General features: G+C 72.1%; 25 protein-coding genes. 8 read left to right on the top strand and 17 right to left on the bottom strand.

Going from position 1 to position 21,556, the window contains the following annotated elements; genetic code table 11:
- Window positions 1–8 precede the first annotated feature (8 nt).
- Window positions 9–458, top strand: a complete 450-nt coding sequence (locus ACZCAH_RS02105) for a Fur family transcriptional regulator (RefSeq protein ID WP_464339497.1) — start codon at window positions 9–11, stop codon at window positions 456–458.
- The gene (locus ACZCAH_RS02100; protein ID WP_464339496.1) at window positions 455–1,018 is read left to right on the top strand and encodes a DedA family protein; all 564 of its coding nucleotides are present in this window, start codon (window positions 455–457) and stop codon (window positions 1,016–1,018) included. The genes ACZCAH_RS02105 and ACZCAH_RS02100 overlap by 4 nt, the downstream gene beginning before the upstream one ends.
- 33 nt (window positions 1,019–1,051) lie before the next feature.
- Here the strand turns inward: ACZCAH_RS02100 and ACZCAH_RS02095 are convergent, their stop codons facing one another.
- Window positions 1,052–1,858 carry an isoprenyl transferase gene (locus ACZCAH_RS02095; protein ID WP_464339495.1) on the bottom strand — a complete coding sequence of 269 codons (807 nt, stop codon included), beginning with the start codon at window positions 1,856–1,858 and terminating at the stop codon, window positions 1,052–1,054.
- A gap of 67 nt (window positions 1,859–1,925) precedes the next feature.
- Window positions 1,926–2,660 (bottom strand): DNA repair protein RecO, encoded by a 735-nt coding sequence (recO, locus tag ACZCAH_RS02090; RefSeq protein ID WP_464339494.1) that lies wholly within the window; start codon window positions 2,658–2,660, stop codon window positions 1,926–1,928.
- A 117-nt stretch (window positions 2,661–2,777) separates the two neighbouring features.
- Here recO and ACZCAH_RS02085 point away from each other — a divergent pair, with 117 nt between their 5' ends.
- Window positions 2,778–3,503: an EcsC family protein gene (locus ACZCAH_RS02085; RefSeq protein ID WP_464339493.1), complete on the top strand. Its 726-nt coding sequence runs from the start codon at window positions 2,778–2,780 to the stop codon at window positions 3,501–3,503.
- A gap of 9 nt (window positions 3,504–3,512) precedes the next feature.
- Window positions 3,513–4,148 (top strand): maleylpyruvate isomerase family mycothiol-dependent enzyme, encoded by a 636-nt coding sequence (locus ACZCAH_RS02080; RefSeq protein WP_464339492.1) that lies wholly within the window; start codon window positions 3,513–3,515, stop codon window positions 4,146–4,148.
- Window positions 4,149–4,166: 18 nt separating this feature from the next.
- Here the strand turns inward: ACZCAH_RS02080 and ACZCAH_RS02075 are convergent, their stop codons facing one another.
- A complete protein-coding gene (locus tag ACZCAH_RS02075; protein WP_464339491.1) occupies window positions 4,167–5,093 on the bottom strand; it encodes a LysR family transcriptional regulator in 927 nt (308 codons plus the stop codon).
- 92 nt (window positions 5,094–5,185) lie between these two features.
- On the opposite strand from ACZCAH_RS02075, the gene ACZCAH_RS02070 reads away from it, so the two are divergent.
- A complete protein-coding gene (locus ACZCAH_RS02070; RefSeq protein WP_464339490.1) occupies window positions 5,186–6,208 on the top strand; it encodes an EamA family transporter in 1,023 nt (340 codons plus the stop codon).
- Between the two features lie 52 nt (window positions 6,209–6,260).
- On the opposite strand, the gene leuA is transcribed toward ACZCAH_RS02070, so the two are convergent.
- The 8 genes from leuA to ACZCAH_RS02030 form a co-directional block, all read right to left on the bottom strand.
- Window positions 6,261–7,970, bottom strand: a complete 1,710-nt coding sequence (leuA, locus tag ACZCAH_RS02065; protein ID WP_464339801.1) for a 2-isopropylmalate synthase — start codon at window positions 7,968–7,970, stop codon at window positions 6,261–6,263.
- 258 nt (window positions 7,971–8,228) lie between these two features.
- Window positions 8,229–8,459, bottom strand: coding sequence for a hypothetical protein (locus tag ACZCAH_RS02060; protein WP_464339489.1), 231 nt, complete (start codon window positions 8,457–8,459; stop codon window positions 8,229–8,231).
- A gap of 35 nt (window positions 8,460–8,494) precedes the next feature.
- Window positions 8,495–8,674 carry a hypothetical protein gene (locus ACZCAH_RS02055; RefSeq protein WP_464339488.1) on the bottom strand — a complete coding sequence of 60 codons (180 nt, stop codon included), beginning with the start codon at window positions 8,672–8,674 and terminating at the stop codon, window positions 8,495–8,497.
- A gap of 71 nt (window positions 8,675–8,745) precedes the next feature.
- Window positions 8,746–9,756: a GTPase Era gene (era, locus tag ACZCAH_RS02050; RefSeq protein ID WP_464339487.1), complete on the bottom strand. Its 1,011-nt coding sequence runs from the start codon at window positions 9,754–9,756 to the stop codon at window positions 8,746–8,748.
- On the bottom strand, window positions 9,746–11,206 hold the full coding sequence (locus ACZCAH_RS02045; protein ID WP_464339486.1) for a hemolysin family protein: 1,461 nt from the start codon (window positions 11,204–11,206) through the stop codon (window positions 9,746–9,748). Before ACZCAH_RS02045 ends, era begins: the two co-directional genes overlap by 11 nt.
- A 28-nt stretch (window positions 11,207–11,234) precedes the next feature.
- The gene (gene ybeY, locus ACZCAH_RS02040; protein ID WP_329748191.1) at window positions 11,235–11,696 is read right to left on the bottom strand and encodes an rRNA maturation RNase YbeY; all 462 of its coding nucleotides are present in this window, start codon (window positions 11,694–11,696) and stop codon (window positions 11,235–11,237) included.
- Window position 11,697: 1 nt separating this feature from the next.
- Window positions 11,698–12,744 carry a PhoH family protein gene (locus ACZCAH_RS02035; RefSeq protein ID WP_464339485.1) on the bottom strand — a complete coding sequence of 349 codons (1,047 nt, stop codon included), beginning with the start codon at window positions 12,742–12,744 and terminating at the stop codon, window positions 11,698–11,700.
- Window positions 12,741–13,115: a histidine triad nucleotide-binding protein gene (locus ACZCAH_RS02030; RefSeq protein ID WP_464339484.1), complete on the bottom strand. Its 375-nt coding sequence runs from the start codon at window positions 13,113–13,115 to the stop codon at window positions 12,741–12,743. Before ACZCAH_RS02030 ends, ACZCAH_RS02035 begins: the two co-directional genes overlap by 4 nt.
- A gap of 77 nt (window positions 13,116–13,192) precedes the next feature.
- Here ACZCAH_RS02030 and ACZCAH_RS02025 point away from each other — a divergent pair, with 77 nt between their 5' ends.
- Window positions 13,193–13,735, top strand: a complete 543-nt coding sequence (locus tag ACZCAH_RS02025; protein ID WP_464339483.1) for an NADPH-dependent FMN reductase — start codon at window positions 13,193–13,195, stop codon at window positions 13,733–13,735.
- Between the two features lie 50 nt (window positions 13,736–13,785).
- Here ACZCAH_RS02025 and ACZCAH_RS02020 read toward each other — a convergent pair whose 3' ends face one another.
- The 6 genes from ACZCAH_RS02020 to hrcA form a co-directional block, all read right to left on the bottom strand.
- Complete coding sequence (locus ACZCAH_RS02020) at window positions 13,786–14,655, bottom strand: ABC transporter permease (RefSeq protein ID WP_464339482.1); 870 nt, start codon at window positions 14,653–14,655, stop codon at window positions 13,786–13,788.
- Window positions 14,648–15,490, bottom strand: a complete 843-nt coding sequence (locus ACZCAH_RS02015) for an ABC transporter permease (RefSeq protein WP_464339481.1) — start codon at window positions 15,488–15,490, stop codon at window positions 14,648–14,650. Before ACZCAH_RS02015 ends, ACZCAH_RS02020 begins: the two co-directional genes overlap by 8 nt.
- Window positions 15,487–16,482 (bottom strand): ABC transporter ATP-binding protein, encoded by a 996-nt coding sequence (locus ACZCAH_RS02010; protein WP_464339480.1) that lies wholly within the window; start codon window positions 16,480–16,482, stop codon window positions 15,487–15,489. Before ACZCAH_RS02010 ends, ACZCAH_RS02015 begins: the two co-directional genes overlap by 4 nt.
- Window positions 16,483–16,536: 54 nt before the next feature.
- The gene (locus ACZCAH_RS02005) at window positions 16,537–17,325 is read right to left on the bottom strand and encodes a 16S rRNA (uracil(1498)-N(3))-methyltransferase (protein WP_464339479.1); all 789 of its coding nucleotides are present in this window, start codon (window positions 17,323–17,325) and stop codon (window positions 16,537–16,539) included.
- 16 nt (window positions 17,326–17,341) lie between these two features.
- Window positions 17,342–18,472, bottom strand: a complete 1,131-nt coding sequence (gene dnaJ, locus ACZCAH_RS02000) for a molecular chaperone DnaJ (RefSeq protein WP_464339478.1) — start codon at window positions 18,470–18,472, stop codon at window positions 17,342–17,344.
- A gap of 67 nt (window positions 18,473–18,539) precedes the next feature.
- Complete coding sequence (gene hrcA / locus ACZCAH_RS01995; RefSeq protein WP_464339477.1) at window positions 18,540–19,550, bottom strand: heat-inducible transcriptional repressor HrcA; 1,011 nt, start codon at window positions 19,548–19,550, stop codon at window positions 18,540–18,542.
- Between the two features lie 177 nt (window positions 19,551–19,727).
- Between hrcA and ACZCAH_RS01990 the strand changes: the two genes are divergently transcribed.
- Window positions 19,728–20,612, top strand: a complete 885-nt coding sequence (locus tag ACZCAH_RS01990; protein ID WP_464339476.1) for a DUF3097 domain-containing protein — start codon at window positions 19,728–19,730, stop codon at window positions 20,610–20,612.
- Between the two features lie 146 nt (window positions 20,613–20,758).
- On the top strand, window positions 20,759–21,502 hold the full coding sequence (locus tag ACZCAH_RS01985) for a DUF4870 domain-containing protein (RefSeq protein WP_464339475.1): 744 nt from the start codon (window positions 20,759–20,761) through the stop codon (window positions 21,500–21,502).
- Window positions 21,503–21,556: the final 54 nt, after the last annotated feature.

The following is a 21,556-nucleotide window of genomic DNA, read 5'->3' as shown; positions in this document are numbered from 1 at the left end:
ATCGATCCATGCAACGGAACACTCGCCAGCGCGCCGCGATCCTCGAGACGCTCTCGCAGCAGGACGACTTCCGCAGCGCCCAGCAGATCCACGAGCAGATGCGTACCGACGGCGAGTCCGTCGGCCTCGCCACCGTCTACCGGACGCTGCAGGCGCTCTCGACGGCGGGCCGGCTCGACGTGCTGGTCGCCGCCGACGGCGAGTCGCTGTACCGCCAGTGCGAGGACTCCGGGCACCACCACCACCTGGTGTGCCGCGAGTGCGGGAAGACCGTCGAGATCACCGACCCCTCCCTCGAGGCCGCGATGGGCGCGATCGCCCGCGAGCACGGTTTCACGGACCTCGACCACACCCTCGAGGTCTTCGGGCTGTGCACCGAGCACGCCGGCACCGCGACGGCAGACGGGTCGCAGGCACCCGAGGAGAGCGGGACCGCCGACGGAGGCCCCCACGCATGATGGACTGGGTGCAGTCGCTGCCGCTGCTGCCCGCGGTCGGGTTCCTGTACGTCGTGATCTGGATCCGCGCCGGCGGCACGTACCTGCTCGGCCGCGGGGCGCGGCGCGCCGCCGATCGTGGCAGGGTCGCCTCCTTCCTCTCCTCCGAGCGCGTCGTGCGGGCGACCGGGATCGTGAACCGCTGGGGTGCCCCGGTGGTGGCGCTGAGCTTCCTCACCGTCGGCTTCCAGACCGCCGCCAACGCCGCGGCCGGACTGACCGGGATGCCGCCGCGTCGCTATCTTCCGGCTCTCGCGATCGGCGGTCTGGCCTGGGCGCTCATTTACGCCACAGTGGGCTTGGTGGTGTTCGCCGGCTGGGTCGAGCTGTTCCTGCGCTCGCCCTGGGCGGCGGTGGCCGTGCTGGCCCTGCTGGTGCTGCTCGTCGCCCTGCTGCTGTGGCACCGACGGCGGACCGGGGGCCTGATCGCTCCCGTCCCCCCGACGACGGCCCCGACGGAGTCGGCCAGGGAGACGGTCACGGAGTCGGCCGTCGAGGCCGAGGCCGGCGACCGCGCCTGACCGCCCGGAGACCGCCCCGCCGAACCTCGGCGCTCAGAGTGTCGGCGACGCCTCCGGCACGTCGACGGCCCCGCCGTAGCGGCGGTCGCGCCGGGCGTAGTCGGTGATCGCCCGCCACAGCACGCGGCGGTCGACGTCCGGCCACAGCTCGGGCACGAAGACCATCTCCGCATAGGCGGACTGCCACAGCAGGAAGTTCGAGGTGCGCTGCTCGCCGCTGGTGCGCAGGAACAGGTCGACATCGGGCATGTCGGGGTCGATGAGGTGACGGGCGAGGGTGCGCTCGGTGATGCCGGAGGCCTTGAGCCGCCCGGCCCGTGCCTCCTCGGCGATCTCCCGCACGGCGTCGACGATCTCGGCCCGGCCGCCGTAGTTCACGCACATGTAGAGCGTCATGCGGGTGTTCCCGCGGGTGAGCTCCTCCGCCTCCTTCAGCTCCTTGATGACGCTGCCCCAGAGGCGCTGCTCGCGCCCGATCCACACGATCCGCACGCCCCAGGAGTTCAGCGTGTCCCGCTGCCGGCGCAGCACGGAGCGGGAGAAGCCCATGAGGAAGCGCACCTCGTCCGGGGAGCGCTTCCAGTTCTCGGTGGAGAAGGCGTAGGCGCTCAGGTGGGTCACGCCGATCTGGAGCGCCCCCGCGACGACGTCCAGCAGCGCCGCCTCCCCCGCCTCGTGCCCGGCCGTGCGGGGCAGGCCCTGCCGGTTCGCCCAGCGGCCGTTGCCGTCCATGACCACCGCGACATGCGCGGGGATGGTCGGGGCGGGCAGTCGGGGCGGGCGGGCACCGCTGGGGTGCTCGAAGGGCTCGAGGGGGCCGGAGGCGGGTGCGGCGGGCATCGGGATCCTTCGGGTCGGTCGGCGGGCGGGGCGGATGGTGTGCACCGCGGCCGGGTCGGGCTCGGCGTCAGCGGTCGACGTAGTGGAGCGAGCGGACGGAGCGCTCGAGGTGCCAGGTGATGGTGTCGGCGATGAGCCGGCCGGCCTCCTGCTGGATCGTCGGCTCGGCGGCCAGGACATTCTCCCAGTCCCCGGCGAGCAGGAAGATCAGGTGCTCGACGGCGGCCTGGCGCACCGCGACCGCTCCGGGTCGACGGCACGGGGTGCAGACGAGGCCGCCGGCACGGACGTCGAGCGCGTGGTGCGGGCCCGGGGCCCCGCAGGTCGCGCAGACCCGCAGTTCCGGGGCCCAGCCGGACAGGGCGAGGGTGCGCAGGAGGAAGGCGTCGAGCACGAGCGGCGGCGGGATCCGCCCCTCCCCCATCGAGCGCAGCGCCCCGACCAGCATCAGGAATCCCCGCTGGCTGGGGTCGACGGTCTCGTCGGTGAGCCGGTCGGTGGTCTCGAGCATCGCGCTCGCGGCGGTGTAGCGGTCGTAGTCCGCAGTGATCGGACCGGCGAAGGCCTCGAGGGTCACGGCCTGCGTGACGGTGTGGAGGTTCTTCCCCGCATGCAGCTGCAGGTCCACGAGGGTGAACGGCTCCAGGCGCGCACCGAAGCGGCTCCCGGTGCGGCGGACCCCCTTGGCGACGGCGCGGACCTTCCCGTGCCGCCGCGTGAGCAGCGTGATGATGCGATCGGCCTCGCCCAGCGGATGCGTGCGCAGGACGATCGCATCGTCTCGATACAGCTTGTTCTGCATGGTGAGCCCGAATCTACGCCGTGGGGCCGACCGACGCCCGCAGGCGGGCCGCGCCGTGCCGCGCCCTGTGACGCGGTAGCGTCGGTCCACGACACCCGACCCACGGAAGGAACTGCGATGGGGATCTTCTCGACGCTGCGCCGCGACGACTCGGCGACGTCCATGGCCCGCGATGCGATGCACGAGGCGCGGCGCGGCAGTGCCTCCGACCGCTCGGGCTCCGGTGGGGCGATCGACCGGATGGTCGACACCGTCCGCGACATCGGCCTGGACGGGAAGCTCACCTACTCCTCGGCGGCCGAGGTGGCGCGCCGCGCCCAGCGGGGCCGCGCCCGGCGTCGGCCCGAGCTCGCGGTGCGCCGGATCATCCGCTCCCACCGGCGGGGCGTGACCGCCGGAGGCTTCCTCACCGGCCTCGGCGGTGTGGTGACCCTGCCCCTGCTGCTGCCCACCAACGTCCTCGAGTTCTACATCCAGTCCACCCGGATGGTCGGCGCGATCGCGGCGGTCCGCGGCCATGACCTCGCGGACCCGGAGATCCGGATCCGGGTGCTGGCCGCCCTCGTCGGCGAGGAGTCCGGGGAGGTGCTGCGGTCCATCGGCCTCGGGCCGATCACCGGCGCCGCCGCCCGCACCGTCGCCTCCCGCCTACCGGCCAGTCCGCAGTCCGAGATCGTGTCCGCCATCGGGAGTCGCCTGCTGAAGCGGTTCGGGCTGCGCTCGGCGCGACTCTTCGGGAAGGCCATCCCGGGCCTCGGCGCCGTGCTCGGCGCGATCTCCGATCGGCGCCAGCTGAACCGCATCGCGAAGGCCGCGAAGGCGTCCTTCCCGCCCGTCGGCTGAGCACCCGACATGACCCTCTCCGCCACGCAGCACTGGACCCTGATCCATGCCGAGCGCGCCCGCCTCGCAACGCTCCTGGACACCCTCACCGCACCGCAGTGGCGCAGCGGATCGCTCTGCACCGTCTGGACGGTCGAGCAGGTCACCGCGCACCTCACGGCGGGGGCGCACACAGGGCGCTGGGGATGGTTGCGGAGCATGGTCCTCGCCGGCTTCGACCCCGACACGCACAACGCCCGTCGCCTCGCCGAGAACCTCGGCAGCACCCCGGAGGAGACCCGACGCCGGTTCCACGACGCGGTGGATCTCACCATCGCGCCGACACGAGACCATCCCGCCTGGCTCGGCGAGGTGATCGTCCATGGCCAGGACATCGCTCGTCCCCTCGGCATCGCGCTCGAGCCCGATCCGACGGCGGTGCTCGAGGTCGCCCGGTACTTCGCGATCAAGGACTTCGCGGTGAACAGCCGCACGGCGGTGCGGGGCCTGTACCTGGAGGCCGACGACGCATCCTTCACCTCCGGGGAGGGTCCGTCGGTCCGCGGCCCGCTGCTCAGCCTCGTGATGGCGATGGCCGGGCGGCCCGGAGCCCTCGACGAGCTCGCGGGGGAGGGCGTCCCCGAGCTGCGGAGCCGGATCAGCTGAGTCCGGCGTCTCCAGGCATCACGCGGGAAGCTCGTCGAGGCCGGGCAGTTCGCCGAGGGCCTCCGCCGCCTCGAGCAGCGCCGCCCGGAACGCGAGCAGCGACGGATGCTCCCGGGCGCCCGCGCGGGCGGCGGTGTACAGCCCGCGGTGGGGGTCACCGGGCAGGCGCAGCACCCGCGTGCCCCCGAGGTGCTCCGCGGCGATCAGTCCGGGCACGAAGGCGACGGCGTGCCCGGAGCGCACCAGGTGCACCTGCAGCAGCGGGTCGGGGGTGTCGAAGCGGACCCACGGCTCTACGCCGGCCGCTCGGAGGTAGGTGCGCTCCCACGCCCCGGTGCGGGTGCCCTCCGGGTCGAGGGCCCAGGGCATCTCGGCGAGGTCGGCGAGGCGGCGCACCTCGGAGGCCGGGCCATGATCGGGCAGCACCAGGAGCAGGGGGTCGCGCAGCAGCTCCTCGCGGTCGGTCCCGCGGCGCACCACCTGCTGACCGCCGGGATAGTCCTCGCCCAGGATCACGTCGAAGCGGTGGGCGAGCAGACCCTCGTAGGCCGCCTCGACCTCGCGCTGGGCGATCTCGATGCGCATCCGGGGATGACGCTGCTCGAGCACGCTCACGGCCACGGGGGCGAGCACGATCAGCGGGGTCTGGAAGGAGGCGATGCGGAGCACTCCCCCGGCCTCGCCCTGGGCGGAGACGAGCTCCGCCTCGGCCGTCTCCACGAGCCCGAGCAGCTCCTCGGCCCGACGGGCGAGACGGACCCCCGCGTCGGTGAGGGACACGCGTCGGCCGGACTGCTCGAACAGGGTGACCTTCGCCTCCCGCTCCAGTTGGGAGAGCTGCTGGGAGACGGCCGACGGGGACAGCGAGTGCTCGCGCGCGATCGCGGACATGGTCTCCAATCTGCTCAGCTCCCGCAGCAGGAACAGGCGATGGAGATTGAGCACGGGCACCTCCGTCGATCGTTCGGATCTGCTTCACGGTACACGTTGGGAACAGTCGCTGGACCTGAGTGGACCGGTGGGGGCAAAGTGGTCCGGTGACCTCCTCCCCCACCGCGTCCGCCCCGGCGCCGAGCGCCCTCGGCGCCCCGCGCGGGCTGCCGCTCACGCCGGTGCTGTTCATCCTCGGCTCCTGCTTCTCGCTGCAGTTCGGCGCCGCGCTCGCGACCCAGCTGTTCCCCGCGATCGGCTCCTTCGGCACCACCGCACTGCGCCTGGGCCTCGCCGCGATCGTGCTGCTCGTGATCGTGCGGCCCCGCCCCCTGCGGCTGAACCGTTCGCAGTGGCGGTCGATCCTCGCCTTCGGCGTGGTGATCGGGGCGATGAACGGCAGCTTCTACGCGGCGATCGAGCGGATCCCGCTGGGCACCGCCGTGGCGATCGAATTCCTCGGACCGCTCGTGGTCGCCGCCGCGCTGTCGACGCGGCGGATGGACTACCTGTGGGTGCTGCTCGCCGTCGGTGGAGTGGGCCTGTTCGGCCTCGAGTCCCTGCTCGGTGCCGCGGACCTCGATCCGATCGGGGTGCTCTTCGCGCTGGTCGCCGCCGTCTTCTGGGGGCTGTACGTGCTGACCAGCGCGAAGGTCGGGCAGACCGTGCCCGGGCAGGACGGCCTCGCGCTCGGCCTCGCGATCGGCGCGCTCACGGTGCTGCCGCTCGGCGCACCCGGGGCGCTCACCGGCCTGCTCGACCTGCGCCTGCTCGCGCTCGCGGTCGGCACCGCGGTGCTCGCCTCGGTCCTGCCCTACACCCTGGAGCTCGCGGCGCTGCGCCGCCTGCCCCGTCACGTGTTCGGGATCCTGCTCAGCCTCGAACCGGTCATCGCCCTCGCGGCCGGTCTGCTCCTGCTCGGTCAGCAGGCGACGCCGCTGCGTCTCGCCGCGGCGCTCCTCGTGGTCGCTGCGAGCGCCGGCGTGACGGTGACGGGCCGTGCGGCTCAGCCCGACACCGCCCCGCCGGTCGACGAGCCACCGGGCTGGGACCTGCCCACGCCCACCCACGCGACGGTCACGAGCGAGATCCCGGTGCTCACCGAGGACGACCTGCACGGCGAGACCTGAGGGCCTCCGGGACGGACCGCGGTGTTCCCGGTCCGCCCCGGACCGGCGAGGCTCAGGCGCCAGCGCGCTGCTCGCGGTTGAGGGCCGAGATGATCGCCTCGAGGGAGGCGCGGGTGATGGACCCGTCGATGCCGACGCCCCAGAAGATCCGGTCGCCGATCTCGCACTCGATGTACGAGGCGGCGAGCGAGTCGTCGCCCTCGGTGAGGGCGTGCTCGGCGTAGTCGAGGATGCGCACGTCGATCTTGCGCTCGGCGAGAGCCTTGACGAAGCCGTCCAGCGGGCCGTTGCCGATACCGGTCACCTGATGCTCCTCGCCGTCGACGACGAGGGTGACGGTGATGCGGTCGGCGCCGTCCCCGGTGGACTCCTGGTGCACCGCGCGGAAGCCGAAGCGGCCCCATCGTCGTCCGGCGTCGGGCGAGGGGAGGTACTCGTCGGTGAAGGCGTCCCAGAGCTGCTCGGGGCTGACCTCCCCGCCCTCGGAGTCGGTCTTGCGCTGGACGATGCCGGAGAACTCGATCTGCAGGCGGCGAGGCAGGTCCAGGCCGTGCTCGGTGCGCAGCAGGTACGCCATGCCGCCCTTGCCGGACTGGGAGTTCACCCGGATCACGGCCTCGTAGGAGCGACCGAGGTCCTTCGGGTCCACGGGCAGGTACGGGACCCGCCAGACGATGTCCTCGACGTCCTTGCCGGCGGCGTCGGCATCGGACTGCATGCGCTCGAGGCCCTTCTTGATGGCGTCCTGGTGGGAGCCGGAGAAGGCGGTGAACACGAGGTCACCGCCGTACGGGCTGCGCTCGGGGACGGGCATCTGGTTGCAGTGCTCGACGGTGCGGCGCACCTCGTCGAGGTCCGAGAAGTCGATCTGCGGGTCGATGCCCTGGCTGAACAGGTTCAGGCCCAGGGTCACCAGGTCCACGTTGCCGGTGCGCTCGCCGTTGCCGAAGAGGCAGCCCTCGATGCGGTCGGCGCCGGCCTGGTAGCCGAGCTCGGCGGCGGCGACGCCGGTGCCGCGATCGTTGTGGGGGTGCAGGGACAGCACGAGCGAGTCGCGGCGGTCGAGGTTCCGGTGCATCCACTCGATCGAGTCGGCGTAGACGTTGGGGGTCGCCATCTCGACGGTCGCCGGGAGGTTGATGATCATCTTGCGCTCGGGCGTGGGCTTGATGACCTCGATGACGGCGTTGCAGACCCGCAGCGCGTACTCGAGCTCGGTGCCGGTGTAGGACTCCGGGGAGTACTCGTAGGTGATCTCGGTGTCGGGGACGGTCTCCTCGTACTTCTTGCACAGCAGGGCGCCCTGCACGGCGATGTCGAGGATGCCGTCCTCGTCGGCGCGGAAGACCACGTCCCGCTGCACGATCGAGGTCGAGTTGTAGAGGTGGACGACGGCCTGCTTCGCCCCGGCGATCGCCTCGTAGGTGCGCTCGATGAGGTGCTCACGGGCCTGGGTGAGGACCTGGATCGAGACGTCCTCGGGGATGCGGTCCTCGTCGATGAGGGTGCGCACGAAGTCGAAGTCGGTCTTCGAGGCGGCGGGGAAGCCGACCTCGATCTCCTTGTAGCCCATCTGCACGAGCAGCTCGAACATGCGCAGCTTGCGCTCGGAGTTCATCGGGTCGATGAGGGCCTGGTTGCCGTCCCGCAGGTCGACGGCGCACCAGCGCGGGGCACGGGTGATGCGGTTGTCGGGCCAGGTCCGGTCCGGGAGGTCCACGCGGATCTGCTCGTGGAAGGGCAGGTACTTGTGGGTCGGCATGCCGGAAGGCTGCTGCGGGGAGCCGCCGGAGGGGCCGACGACGGGGATGGCGGGATCGGCCGTGGCGGCGATGCTCGGCGCGGTGGTGCTGGGGGTGGAGTTCACGGGAGGTCCTTCTCGCTGGGGTACCGGTCGCCGGACACAACATCAGCCGCGGCGGGGTCCCGGCGTTCAGGTCCCGTCGCGGCGGCTAAGCAGGAGCAGCGATCCACGCATGGCGGTCACGGTAGCACCGTCGACGGGTCGGCTCCGGTCGGGTCACGATGCGAACGGCGCTGCGCGGGGCGCGGTCGCGGCCCCGTCCGTCACGACCAGCGCCGGCGCCGACGACGATGCCGACAGTGTCTGCGACGGCCACAGCGACAGTGACGACGACAGCGACGGCGATGGCAAGATGCCGCCCGGCGGCTGCGACCGGGGCATGGTCAGGATCAGCACCACCAGCACCGCCGTGACCAGGAACCACACCCCGAACGCCGCGGCCAGCACGACGGACCGTCGGCCGCGCGGGCCAGCAGGCCCGCTCAGACCGCGGCGGCCAGGCCGAGCGGGATCCCGGAGATCGTGCCGAGGATCAGGCCGTAGCCGTGAGGGTCGCTCCCCGGATCGACGCGCGATCCCACCACCGCCGCGATCATCCGGATCCACAGCACCCCACCGCCGACCAGCACGACCGCGCCGAGGATCCGGAGCGCGAGATCCACCCCGCGATGCGGCCCCGGCGGCCTCCCCGCCGCAGGGCCGCCGCCCTCGCCGGCCGCTCCGCCGTCGCACGTCAGAACCCCAGGCGACCCAGCTGCTTGGGGTCGCGCTGCCACTCCTTGGCGACCTTGACCCGTAGGTCCAGGTGCACTTTGCGGCCCAGCAGTGCGTTGATCTCAGCGCGGGCCCGGGAGCCGACGTCCTTGAGCCGGGATCCGGCGCGGCCGATGATGATCCCCTTCTGGCTGTCCCGTTCCACGAACAGGGTCGCGCGCACCACGAGGCGACCGGTGCCCGGCTCGACCGGGGTGAACTGGTCGCCGTCGGGATCGACCTCGACGACCTCCTCGACGACCACGGCGATGGAATGGGGCAGCTCCTCGCGCACGCCCTCGAGCGCCGCCTCGCGGATCAGCTCGGAGATGCGGTCATCGCGCGACTCCTCGGTGAGCTGGTCGTCGGGGTACAGCTGCGGCCCTTCCGGCAGCTGCGCGGCGATCACCTCGAGCAGCACGTCGATCTGCTCGCCCTTCACCGCGGAGATCGGCACGATCTCGTCGAAGCCCATCAGCTGGTCGACGGTCATCAGGTGCTCGGCGAGCTGGTCCCGGCCCACCAGGTCGATCTTGGTGACGATCGCGATGACCCGCGGCCCGCGGCGGCCCTGGCGCATCTCCACCAGGTCCTGGGCGATGAAGCGGTCGCCGGGGCCGATCTTCTGGTCCGCGGGGAGGCAGAAGCCGACCACGTCGACCTCGCCGAGGGTCTCGCGGACCAGGTCGTTCAGCCGCTCGCCGAGGAGGGTGCGGGGGCGATGCACCCCGGGGGTGTCGACGAGGATGATCTGGGCGGCCTCGGAGGTGACGATCCCGCGGATCGCCCGCCGCGTCGTCTGCGGCTTCGAGCTGGTGATCGCGACCTTCTCCCCCACCAGCGCATTGGTCAGAGTGGACTTGCCGACGTTGGGCCGGCCGACGAGCGCCACGAAGCCCGCCCGGTGCGGAGCGGTCGTCTCCCCGGCGGGTGCCTGCTCGTCGTGGGAGACGGCGTCGGTCGGGTCGGTGGGCTCGTGGTCATCGCTCATGGGGGCTCTCCTGGCGTGCGGCATCCCCCGCGGCGGCGGGGTGCGGGTGGGGGTCGGGGCGCTCGTCGCGGCTCACGGCGAGCTCGGACGAGGGGGTCTGCGGGTCGGTCTCGGCGGCGGGCGGCTCGGCCGGGGAGGCGGCCGACGGCGCGACCTCGTCCTCCTCGGCGCGGCGGGCGATGACGGTCGAGAGGCGCTTGCGCCGACCGGCGGTCCGCTCCCCCTCGAGGGCCAGGCCGAAGACGACGGCACGGGTGCCCACGATCGGCACGCGCCCCGTGACCTTGCCGAGCAGTCCGCCGACGCTGTCGATGTCGGCGTCGTCGAGGTCGAGTCCGAACAGCTCGCCGAGCTCGTCGAGGGACGCACGGGTGGGGACGCGGAAGCGGCCGTCGCCGAGATCCTCGACCTCGGGGGCGACGGGGTCGTGCTCGTCGGCGATCTCGCCCACGATCTCCTCGAGGACGTCCTCGATGGTGACGATGCCGGAGACGCCCCCGTACTCGTCCACCAGCACGACGATGTGCACCCGGCTGGTCTGCATCTGCCGCAGCACCTCGTCGGCCGGCACGAACTCCGGCACGAAGCGGGCGCGGCGCATGATCTCCGTGACCGGGCGGTCGGGCCGCGGGTCCCACGGGGCGTGCACCGCCCGCATCACGTCCTTGACGTAGAGCATGCCGCGGAGGTCGTCGACGTCCTCGCCGATCACGGGGATGCGGGAGAAGCCGGAGCGGACGAACAGCCGCATCGCCTCCGTCGCCGTGGCCGTCGCGGCGACGGTGATCATGTCGGGCCGGGGGACCATCAGCTCGCGCACCATCGTGCCGCGCAGCTCGAAGACGCCCTGGATCATGTCCCGTTCGCCGTCCCCCACGTGCTCGTCCTCGAGGGCCCGGTCCACGCCGCGTCGGGCGGTGCGCGCCGGGTCCTCGGGTCCCTCGCCCCCGTGGGGGCGCGCCGCGACCCCGGCGCCGACGCTGACCAGCAACCCCGCGGGGAACCACAGCACGCCGCGCACGATCTGCACCAGCCGGTGGGTGGACAGGAGCACCGACTCGGCGCGCCGGCGGCCGATGGTGCGCGGGGAGGCCGCCGCGATGATCAGCAGCAGGAGCGCGGAGATCGCGAGGGCCAGGAGCGCGGGCAGGACCCAGCCCTCGACCCCCGCCGCACTCAGTCCGAGGAAGGACGCGGCGGTGATGGCGATCAGGCCGACCGCCTCGGCGAGGGTGCGGCCGAGGCTCACCGCGGCGAGGGTGCGGGCCGAGTCCGTGTGCTGGCCCAGCACCCGGGCACGCACCGCCTCGGGCAGTTCGGCGCTGTCCCTCTCGAGGGCGCTGCGGGAGACCGACAGGTGCGCGGCGTCGACCGCGGTGAGCACCGCCGCCAGCACCAGGGCTGCCGCCGCGAGAGGGATGAGGATCAGCAGGGCCACGGCCGCAGTCATCGGACCGCCCCCTGCCCGGGCATGCCGCTCAGGAGCTCTCCTTCGAGGCCAGGAAGGTCAGCAGGAGGGTGCGCTGCAGGTCGAACATGACCTTCCGCTCCTCGGCCTCCATGTGGTCGTAACCGAGCAGGTGCAGGATCGAGTGCACGGTGAGCAGGAGCAGCTCCTCCTCGGTGCTGTGACCGGCCTCCGCCGCCTGCTTCGCCGCGACGCTCGGACAGAGAACCACGTCGCCCAGCAGTCCCTCGGGGGACGGCTGCTCCGCGCTGCCGGGCGTCAGCTCGTCCATCGGGAAGCTCATCACGTCGGTCGGACCGGGCAGGTCCAGCCACTGCACGTGCAGGCGTTCCATCGCCTCCTCGTCGACGAAGAGGATCGACATCTCCGTCGCCGGGTGCAGGTGCAGCCGCTCGAACACGAAGCGGGCCAGCTCCACGAACTCCCGCTCGTCGACGACGGCGGTGGTCTCGTTGCGGATCTCGATGGTCATCTCAGCTCCCCGACCCCTCGCGCCGCCGGTAGTCGCGGTTCCCGCCGGGGCGGACCTCCCAGCGTCCGTAGGCCTCCACGATGTCGCTCACCAGCCGGTGGCGGACCACGTCGCGGGAGGACAGGCGGCAGAAGGAGATGTCGTCGATGCCGCCGAGGACCTGCTCGACCACCCGCAGACCGCTCTTCTGCCCGCCTGGGAGGTCCACCTGGGTGACGTCGCCGGTGACCACCATGGTCGAGTTGAAGCCGAGCCGGGTGAGGAACATCTTCATCTGCTCGGGCGTCGTGTTCTGCGCCTCGTCGAGGATGATGAAGGCGTCGTTGAGGGTGCGCCCGCGCATGTAGGCGAGCGGGGCGACCTCGATGGTCCCCGCCCCCATCAGTCGCGGGATCGAATCGGGGTCGAGCATGTCGTGCAGCGCGTCGTAGAGCGGGCGCAGGTACGGGTCGATCTTCTCGTTGAGGGTTCCGGGCAGGAAGCCCAGCCGCTCCCCCGCCTCGACGGCGGGCCGCGTCAGGATGATGCGGTTGATCTGCTTGCTGAGCAGCTGCTGCACCGCCATCGCGACCGCGAGGTACGTCTTGCCGGTTCCCGCGGGGCCGATCCCGAAGGTGACGGTCGAGGACTCGATCGCCTCGATGTACTTCTGCTGCCCGAGGGTCTTGGGGCGGATGGTCCGGCCGCGGCTGGAGAGGATCGTGCGGGAGAGCACCTCCTCGAGACGGCGGCCCTCCGCACGCTCGTCCCCGTAGAGGTTCGCGGCGCGCTGGACCGCCTCGGCCGTGACGGCCTGGCCGGTGCCCGCGAGCTCGATGAGGCTGCGCACGATGTGCTCGCTGCGACGCAGCGCATCCTCGGTGCCGCGCAGGGTCACCTGGTGACCGCGCACGTGCACGTCGGTGTCCGGGACTGCGTCCTCGAGAGCCGCGAGGGCCTGGTCGTTCTCCCCGAGCACCTGGAAGGGGCTCAGGTGGTCGGGAATGGCGAGACGGCGCTCGAGCACCGCGGGGGCGCGGCCGGGGGCCGGGGTGACGTCAGAGGTCACAGTTCTCCTTCGGCGAGCTCTCCCGCCAGGACGTGGGCATGGACATGGAAGACGGTCTGACCGGCACTCTCCCCGGTGTTGAACACCAGGCGGAAGTCGCCTCGCGCGTGCTCGGCGGCCACGGAGCCGGCGACCTCGACGACATGGGCGAGCAGCTCCGGGGCCGCGGCGAGCTCGCGCACGTCCCGCGAGTGCGCGCGCGGGACGACGAGGACATGGAGCGGCGCCTGCGGATGCAGGTCCCGGAAGGCGATCACCCGCTCGTCCTCGTGGACGCGGTCCGAGGGGATCTCGCCCGCGACGATCCGGCAGAACACGCAGTCGGGATCGACGGCGGGGGCGACGGAGGGCTCGGACGGCGCGGAGGTCATGGCATCGAGTCTACGGCGTGACACATGTCGCCACAGTTCGCGGAATCACCGGCCGACTGTGAGATGTTGTTGAAACTATGACGACTCTCGGAATTCTCACCTCCTCCGCCCGCCCCGGTCGCGTGGCCTCCCCCGTCTCCCAGTGGGTCGAGTCCCTCGCCGGCGATCGCTTCGAGATCGAGCACCTCGATCTCGCGCAGATCGCGCTGCCCGCGTTCGACGAGCCGGCCAGCCCCAAGTCCGGTGCCGAGAAGACCACCGCTCACGGTCAGGCGTGGGCCGACCGCGTCGCTGCGCTCGACGCCCTGGTGATCCTCACCCCGCAGTACAACGGCTCCTACCCGGGTGCGCTGAAGAACGCCATCGACTACCTCTTCGCCGAGTGGAAGGACCTCCCCGTGGTCCTCGTCGGCTACGGCTGGGGCGACGCGGGCGAGGTGCTGCCGCTGCTCGAGACCCTCATGACCCGCGTGGGCGCGGACGTCGTGGGCTCCATCGGCCTGGGCTTCCGTGATGACCTCTCCGTCGAGGGCGAGCTCTTCGTCACCGAGGCGAAGGCCGCCGCTCTCGCGAGCGGTCTCGCGACCCTCGAGGAGAAGGCGCTCGCGCCCGTCGCCTGAAGCGACTCGCTTCTCCGGGCCCCGTCGCGCAGCGCGCCGACGGGGCCCGTTCAGTGCCCGGGGCTGGTGTAGTGGCGTGACAGCCGACGGAACACCAGCACCCCGGCCACCAGCATCACCGGGCCCACGAACGGGGAGAGCCGGGCGAGGATCTCGGGGACGACGAGCTCCTCGGTGCGGCCCAGCACCACGGTCGCCGGGAGATAGGCCATGAAGGCGAGCGGCAGCAGGAAGGTCAGCATCCAGGTCCCGACGGTGCCGAAGATCGTCATCGGGTAGGCGCCGAAATCTGTGAGGACGCGATCGATCGTGTCCTTGATCCGGGTGGTGGGACCCATGCGGAAGTCCAGCCCGGAGATCCCGATCTGCAGCCCTGCCTCGACCAGTCCGCCGCTCACGGCGGCAGCGGCCACAAAGGCGATCATCCACGGCGACCAGTCCAGCTCCAGCCGGGTCGCGGCGACCGAGAGGATCGCGAGCCCGAGCACCAGGTCCCCGAGCGTTCCCGGGTTGAAGAATCTTGTGAGCAGCTGGATGAGCGGCGAGGCCGGACGCAGCAGGTACCGGTCCCAGTCGCCGTCCCGCACCACCTGCGCGCTCCCCCGATGCTGGCCGAAGTTGATGGTGCACACGCCGTGGGCAGTGAGCCGCAGACCGTACAGGAACGCGACCTCGGCCACGCTCCAGCCGGCGATCGTGCCGAAGGCGCCCAGCAGCACGCCGATGAAGGCCAGCTGCGTGCCCTGCAGGGCGGCGCTGCCCAGGAACGTCATCACGAGGTTCACGCGGTGCACGCGCATGCTGCGCCAGGTGGCGCCGAGGAGGATCGTGTAGGTGCGCCACAGCGGCACGGGCCGGGCGAGGGTCCCGGTCCCCGCCCTGTCGGCCACCGTCCCGCGGGGCGCCCTCGCCTCAGCCACCGAAGATCACCAGCCGACGGATCGCTCGGGACCACACCAGGGAGGCGAGTCCCGCGATCAGCACGATCCACGAAAGCTGCAGCCCGATCGCGCCCGCGGTGTGCCACCCCGGCGCGGTGTCGACGTAGATCGACAGCGGCACGAACACCTGCGCGGAGAAGGGCAGCAGGGCCAGGGCGCCGCTCAGCCAGTCCGGCATGAACCACAGCGGGATCAGCGCCCCCGAGGAGAACTGGGCGAGCATGCGGTAGATGATGAAGGCGCCGCCGGTCTCGAGCGTCCAGAAGCCCACCAGCCCCACGGTGAAGTTCACCAGCAGCGAGAGCACGAACCCGAGGGTGAGGGAGAGCAGGAAGGCGAGGCCGGAGAGCCAGCTGCCCGGCAGGGCGATCGCGCCGAGCACGAGGCCCACCATCAGGGCGGTCACCACGGCAGGGAGCTGGCCGATCGCGCCGCCGAGCTGGCGGGCCAGCGCGACCGGCACGGCGGAGATCGGGCGCATCACGTCGAAGGCGATCGCTCCGGTGCGCAGCCGGCCCAGCAGTGAGTCGAAGGCGAAGGGCTGGAACACCGTGGTGGTGAGCACGCCGAGCACCGCGTAGGTGACCGCATCGCCCTGCGCCACCCCGGCCACATCGCTGCGACCCCCGTAGACCGCGGTCCACACCAGGTGCACCAGCACCACCTGGAGAGTGCATCCCACGATGCCTGTCCAGGTGGAGGCGCGGAAGGCGAACTGGGCCCGGGCGGCGTGGCCGACGGAGGCGCTCAGGCCGGCCCGCACCTGCGCGGCGGGTAGGCGGGTGCCGGCGCGGGCCACGGCGCTCGCGCTCACGGCGCGACGCCCCGGTCGGTGTAGATCCGGTGGATCACGTCCTCGACGCTGGGCTCCCGACTGGAGAGGTCGGTGATCTCCAGCGCCCCGGTGAGGCGCCCGATCGCCGTCGGGGCGGGCAGCACGGCAGGATCGAAGCGGAAGGTGCCCCGCAGCTCGTCCCCGGCGGGCACCAGGCGCGTGAGCTCGAGCCCCTCCAGGGAGATGGATTCGGGAATCTCCGGGGCGCTGACCACGATCTCGCGGAAGGGCGCGTAGCGGGCGCGGAGGGCGTCCAGGCCGCCGTCGTAAAGGATGCGGCCCTCGTCGATGATCACCACGCGCCGGGCGAGCTGCTCGATGTCCGCGATGTCGTGGGTGGTCAGCAGCACCGTGGTGCCCTCGGTGCGGTTCTGCTCGGCGATGAAGTCGCGGATCCGGGCCTTGGCCACGACGTCCAGGCCCACGGTCGGCTCGTCGAGGTAAAGGACCGGCGGGCGGTACAGCATCGCGGCGACGATGTCGCCGCGCATGCGCTGGCCCAGCGAGAGCGAGCGCACTGCGGTGTCGAGAAACGGTCCCATGTCCAGCAGGTCCACGAAGCCGTCGAGCGAGCGACGGTGCTCCTCCGGCGAGAGGCCGTAGAGCTTCGCGATCAGCTCGAGGGACTCCCGCAGCGGCAGGTCCGTCCACAGCTGGCTGCGCTGGCCGAACACGGCGCCGATGTTGCGGGCGTTCGCGCGGCGGTCCTTCCAGGGCACGATCCCCTCCACCTCGACGTGGCCCCAGGTGGGCACGAGGATGCCGGTGAGCATCTTGATGGTGGTGGACTTCCCGGCGCCGTTGGGCCCGAGGTATCCGACGATCTCCCCGTCATCGATCCGCAGGGAGACGTCGTCCACGGCGCGCGAGACGACTTTGTCGGTACTGAAGAAGGACCGGACCCCCGCGAAACGGCCCACTGCTCGTCGAGGACGGCTGAACTCCTTGACCAGGTTCTCGGCGATGATCACCCGAAGCATCCTTCCACGGCGCGGCGCGCCGCACAGGAGATTCCCCCAGGTCGTTCAGCCCCAGCGACCCACCATCGCGCTGAGCACCGCGAGCGCGGCGGGTCCAGCGGTCGAGGAGCGCAGCACCTCGGGGCCCAGCAGCACCGAGCGGGCCCCGGCCTCGTGCAGGCCGGTGAGCTCCTCGGGGGCGATGCCGCCCTCAGGGCCGACGATCACCAGGATCTCCTCGACACCGGCCTCGCTCGCCCCGCTCAGCTCCTCGGACAGGCTCATCAAGCCGACGGACTCCTGCTCATGCAGCACGAGCACGAGAGCGCCATCCCCCGCGAGCTCGCGCACCTGGCGCAGCAGCTCCTTCGTGGTCACCGCCTCGCCCACCTCGGGGATCCCGGGCCGACGGCACTGCTTGACCGCCGCACGCACCGTGGACTCCCACTTCGCCCGGCCCTTGGCGAGCTTCTCCCCGCGCCACACGGAGACCGAGCGCTGGGCGATCCAGGGGACGAGGCGGTCCGCGCCGAGCTCGGTCGCGGACTCCACGGCCTGCTCGTCGCGGCCTCCGGTGGCGAGGGCCTGGACCAGGGTGAGCCGCGGCAGGCGCTGGATCGCCGGGCTCGGGTCGGCGAGCAGGCGCAGATCCAGCTGCTCCTTGCGGGCGGCGGTCACCTCGGCGAGGACCTGGCGGCCCGGGGCGTCGGTGAGCAGGACCGTCTCCCCCGCGCCGATCCGGGCGACCTTCGCGGCATGCCGCCCCTCCTCCCCCGTGAGCAGGAGGGCATCGCCCTCCCGCGTGCCCGCGAGGGCGTCGTCGAGGATCAGGAAGCCGGGCGGGGTCGTGGGCATCGGCGTGGTGCTCCGCTCAGAGGTCGCGCAGGCGGTCGCGAAGCTTCGCGAAGGGGCCGTGGCCCTTCCTGCGCGTGGTCTCGTCGCCCCGCAGCGCCGCGAGCTGCTCGAGCAGTGAGCGCTCCTCGTCGCTGAGCGAGGTGGGGACGTCGACGTCGAGGACCACCCGGATGTCGCCGCGGCGCTCACGCCGCAGCGGGGTGACGCCGAGGCCCTTGAGGGTGATCTGGTCGCCGGGCTGCGAGCCGGGCTTCACGTCGATCTCCTGGATGCCGTCGAAGGTCTCGAGCGGAACCGTCGCGCCGAGCGCCGCGGAAGTCATCGGCACGGCGATCGTGGTGACGAGGTCGTCGCCGTCGCGGTCGAAGGTGTCGTGCTCGGAGACGGAGAGCTCCACGAACAGGTCGCCGGAGGGTCCGCCGGCCTCGCCGACCTCGCCCTCGCCGCGCAGCTGGATGCGGGTGCCGTGCTCGACGCCCGAGGGGACGCGCACGGTGACCTCGCGATCGGAGGCCGTGCGGCCGTGCCCGGAGCAGCCGGTGCAGGGGGACTCGATGACGTCGCCGTGCCCGCCGCAGGTGGGGCAGGGCGCCATCGTGACCATCTGGCCCAGCAGCGACTGGGCGACGCGCTGCACGTGGCCGGAGCCGTTGCACGCGGTGCAACGGGTGGGGCTGGTGCCCGGCTCGCAGCAGGAGCCGGAGCAGCGCTCGCACAGCGCCGCCGTGCGGAAGGTGACCTTCTGCTCGGTGCCGAAGACGACGTCGCGCAGGTCGATGCGGATGCGGCGCAGGACGTCGCCGCCGCGGCGCTGACGGGGCACTGGGCCCTGGCCGCGGCCGCGCATGCCCGCGGCACCCGCGAACATGTCGAAGATGTCGCCCATGTCGAAGCCGGCGCCGCCGCCGAAGCCGCCGGGGAAGCCGCCGCCCATGCCCGGGCCGCCGCCCATGTCGTACTGGCGGCGCTTGTCCGCATGGGAGAGCGTCTCGTAGGCCTGGGACACCTTCTTGAAGGTCTCCGCCGCCTCGGGATCGGGGTTGACGTCGGGGTGGAGGCTGCGCGCGAGCTTGCGGTAGGCCTTCTTGATCTCCTCGGTCGAGGCGTCGCGGGAGACGCCGAGGAGCTCGTAGTAGTCGTCGTTCACCAGTGGGGTCCTTGCGGGGTGGGTGGGAGCAGAGACAGAGAGGCGGAGACGGACCTCCGCACGGCGATCACTCGAGGTAGCGCGACACGTACCGCGCGATCGCCTGCACCGTGGAGATGCCGGTGACGTAGTCCATCCGGGAGGGGCCGAGGATCGCCAGATGGGAGCCCGCGCCGTAGCCGGCCCCGACCACCGCGGCCTGGGTCAGCGCGGACTCGCGCAGCTCGGATCCGATGCGGACCTCGACCGCGCCCGGCGAGGCGTGCATCTCGGTGAACAGCCGCAGCAGCACCAGCTGCTCCTCGAGGACGTCCAGCAGGGGCTCGACGTCGCGGGCGAAGTCCTCCGCGCTGCGGGCCAGGTTCGCGGTGCCCGCGAGCATGATCCGGTCCTCGACCCGGGCCGCGGCGAGGGCGACGAGCGCCTCGGCGACCTCACGGGCGGAGTCGCGGTCCGGGCGGCTGACGGTCTCGAGCAGGTCCCCGAGCGGGGCGGAGAGGTCGGTGACCTCGCGCCCCGCGACGGTGCGGTTCAGCGCGTCGCGCAGACCGGCGTAGTACTCGGCGTCGCGCCCCGGGGTCACCGGGATGGTGCGCTGGTCCACGCGGCCCGACTCGAGGATCAGCACCACCAGCAGCAGGGACTCGGCGACCTTGACCAGCTCGACGTGGCGCACCCGCGCCTGTCGGCGGGCCGGGTACTGCACCATCGCGACCTGCTGGGTGAGCTGCGCGAGCAGGCGCACCGTCCGGGCGAGGAGCTCCTCGACGTCCCCGGACTGCTCGAGCAGGGCGTGGATCGCGCGGCGTTCGGGCGGCGAGAGCGGCTTGACCGTCGCGACGTGGTCGACGAAGGTCCGGTAGCCCTTGTCCGTGGGGACGCGGCCCGCGGAGGTGTGGGGCTGGTGGATCAGCCCCTCCTCCTCGAGGGCGGACATGTCGTTGCGCACCGTCGCGGCGGAGACGCCGAGCTCGTGGCGCTCGAGCAGGGACTTCGACCCGACGGGTTCGCGGGTGGCGACGTAGTCCTCGACGATGGCGCCGAGGATCTGCAGCTTGCGGCTGTCCGTTCCTCTCACCTCCGACGGGCGGGGACCCGCTGTGGGTCCGATGTGCTGGCTCCGATGTGCTGTGCTGCGGGCGGGCCGCGGTGCGGACCCGTCGGACGGCCGACGGGCTGGCACTTGGGGCCGCCGAGTGCCAATCCTACGCGCCCCGCGCGGTGCTTCCCGGGAGGCGTTCGCCACGGGGGTATCGTGCCGGGCGTGCCTGCAGCCTCCTCCTTCCCCGACCGGTACGGCCGAGACGTGCTGTCCTCGACCCCGCCCACCCACCATCGCCGCCGCCCCGTGGCGACCGAGGTGCCCGCCCGCCGCGATCTCGTGGTCGAGGAGGCCTCGACCGGCTTCACCGGGGCGGTGACCCGGGTCGAGAAGATCGCCGGGGAGCTCGTGGTCGAGCTCGAGGACGGCCGCGGGGTGCGCCGCACCTTCCCGCTGGGTCCCGGGTTCATGATCGACGGGAAGCCCGTCGTGCTCACCCGGGCCGTCGCCCAGCAGGCGCCTGTGCGCAAGCGCTCTGCGAGCGGTTCGGTGTATGTCGAGGGCGCACGGGCCCGCACCGCCCGCGCCTCCCGGATCTGGGTCGAGGGCACCCATGACGCCGAGCTGGTGCAGAAGGTGTGGGGCCATGACCTGCGCATCGAGGGCGTCGTCGTCGAGCAGTTGGAGGGCGCCGACAACCTCGTCGAACGGGTGCAGGAGTTCGCTCCCTCCCCCACCCGGCGCCTCGGGATCCTGGTGGACCACCTGGTGACCGGCTCCAAGGAGTCGCGCATCGCGCAGCAGGTGATGCGCCTGCCCGGTGCGGCGGGGAACGTAATCGTGCTCGGCCACCCGTACGTGGACGTGTGGCAGGCCGTGAAGCCCGCGCGGGTGGGCCTCGACCGATGGCCCCACGTCCCCAAGGGCACCGACATCAAGATCGGGACCCTCGCCGCCCTCGGCTGGCCGCATGGGGACAAGCACGACGTGGGCCTCGGCTGGAAGCGGATCCTCGAGACCGTGCGCTCCTACGCCGATGTCGAGCCGACGCTGTCCGGGCGCATCGAGGAGCTCATCGACTTCGTGACCGTGGACTGAACGCCCGGGGCGCGACGAAGGTCGCGGGGGAAAACCCCCGGTGACCGGGGAGGCCCACCCCGGTGACGACGCGCAGAGCGGTCGTTAGGCTGGCCACAACGCACAGTTGCCGGTCCATCCGGGTCGGCCCGAGGAAAGAGTCCACCATGAGCCAGTCCGAGCACCCGCACGATCCCTTCGCCCGCGAGTCCGAGGCCTACGCCGCACCGGAGTTCCCGGCCGCATCCACCCAGCCCGTCGGGGCCTCGGCCGAGCCGGCCCCGTCGGCCGACCCGTTCGCGGCGCCCGCAGCATCCGACCCGTTCGCGGCGCCCGCGGCCTCCGACCCGCACGCGGGGGCGACCCAGCCCTCGGGCGCTCCGTCGCCCCAGCCGGCCTACGCCGCCCCGCAGGCCGCGACGGCGGGCCCCGCCCCGCAGCAGCCCGCCCATCCCACCTCAGGAGCCCCCATGTCCTTCGACCAGGCCCCCGCCCATATCAAGGGCGTCTACCCCGGCCCGCTCCCCGGTCAGCCCGCGAGCGACTCGGACGCCAAGCTGTGGTCGATGTTCGCGCAGCTCTCCACAATCGTCGGCTACGTGATCGGCGCCGGATTCCTCGGATGGCTCGGGCCGCTGATCATCTTCCTGGTCTACAAGGACCGCAACCGCTTCATCCGCTTCAACGCCGCGGAGGCTCTGAACGCCGCGATCGCCGTGTTCATCGCCGAGATCGCGTTGAGCATCGTCATCACGATCATCGCGATCGTCACCTTCGGCATCGGCTCAGTGCTGTATGTGCTCGTGGCGGTGCCGGCCATCCTGCACATCGTCTTCGCGATCCTGGGCGCCGTGAAGGCGAACCAGGGCGAGTGGTGGAACTACCCGCTGAACATCCGCCTCGTGAAGTGATCGCCCGCTCCGCACGCTGAGCTGTTCGCTCCGCCGAGCACGACGAGCCCCCGG

The organism is Brachybacterium sp. B718/18, assembly GCF_055454375.1.
Note: the sequence above shows the minus strand (reverse complement) of the source record. Positions and strands in the feature narration are given on the sequence as shown.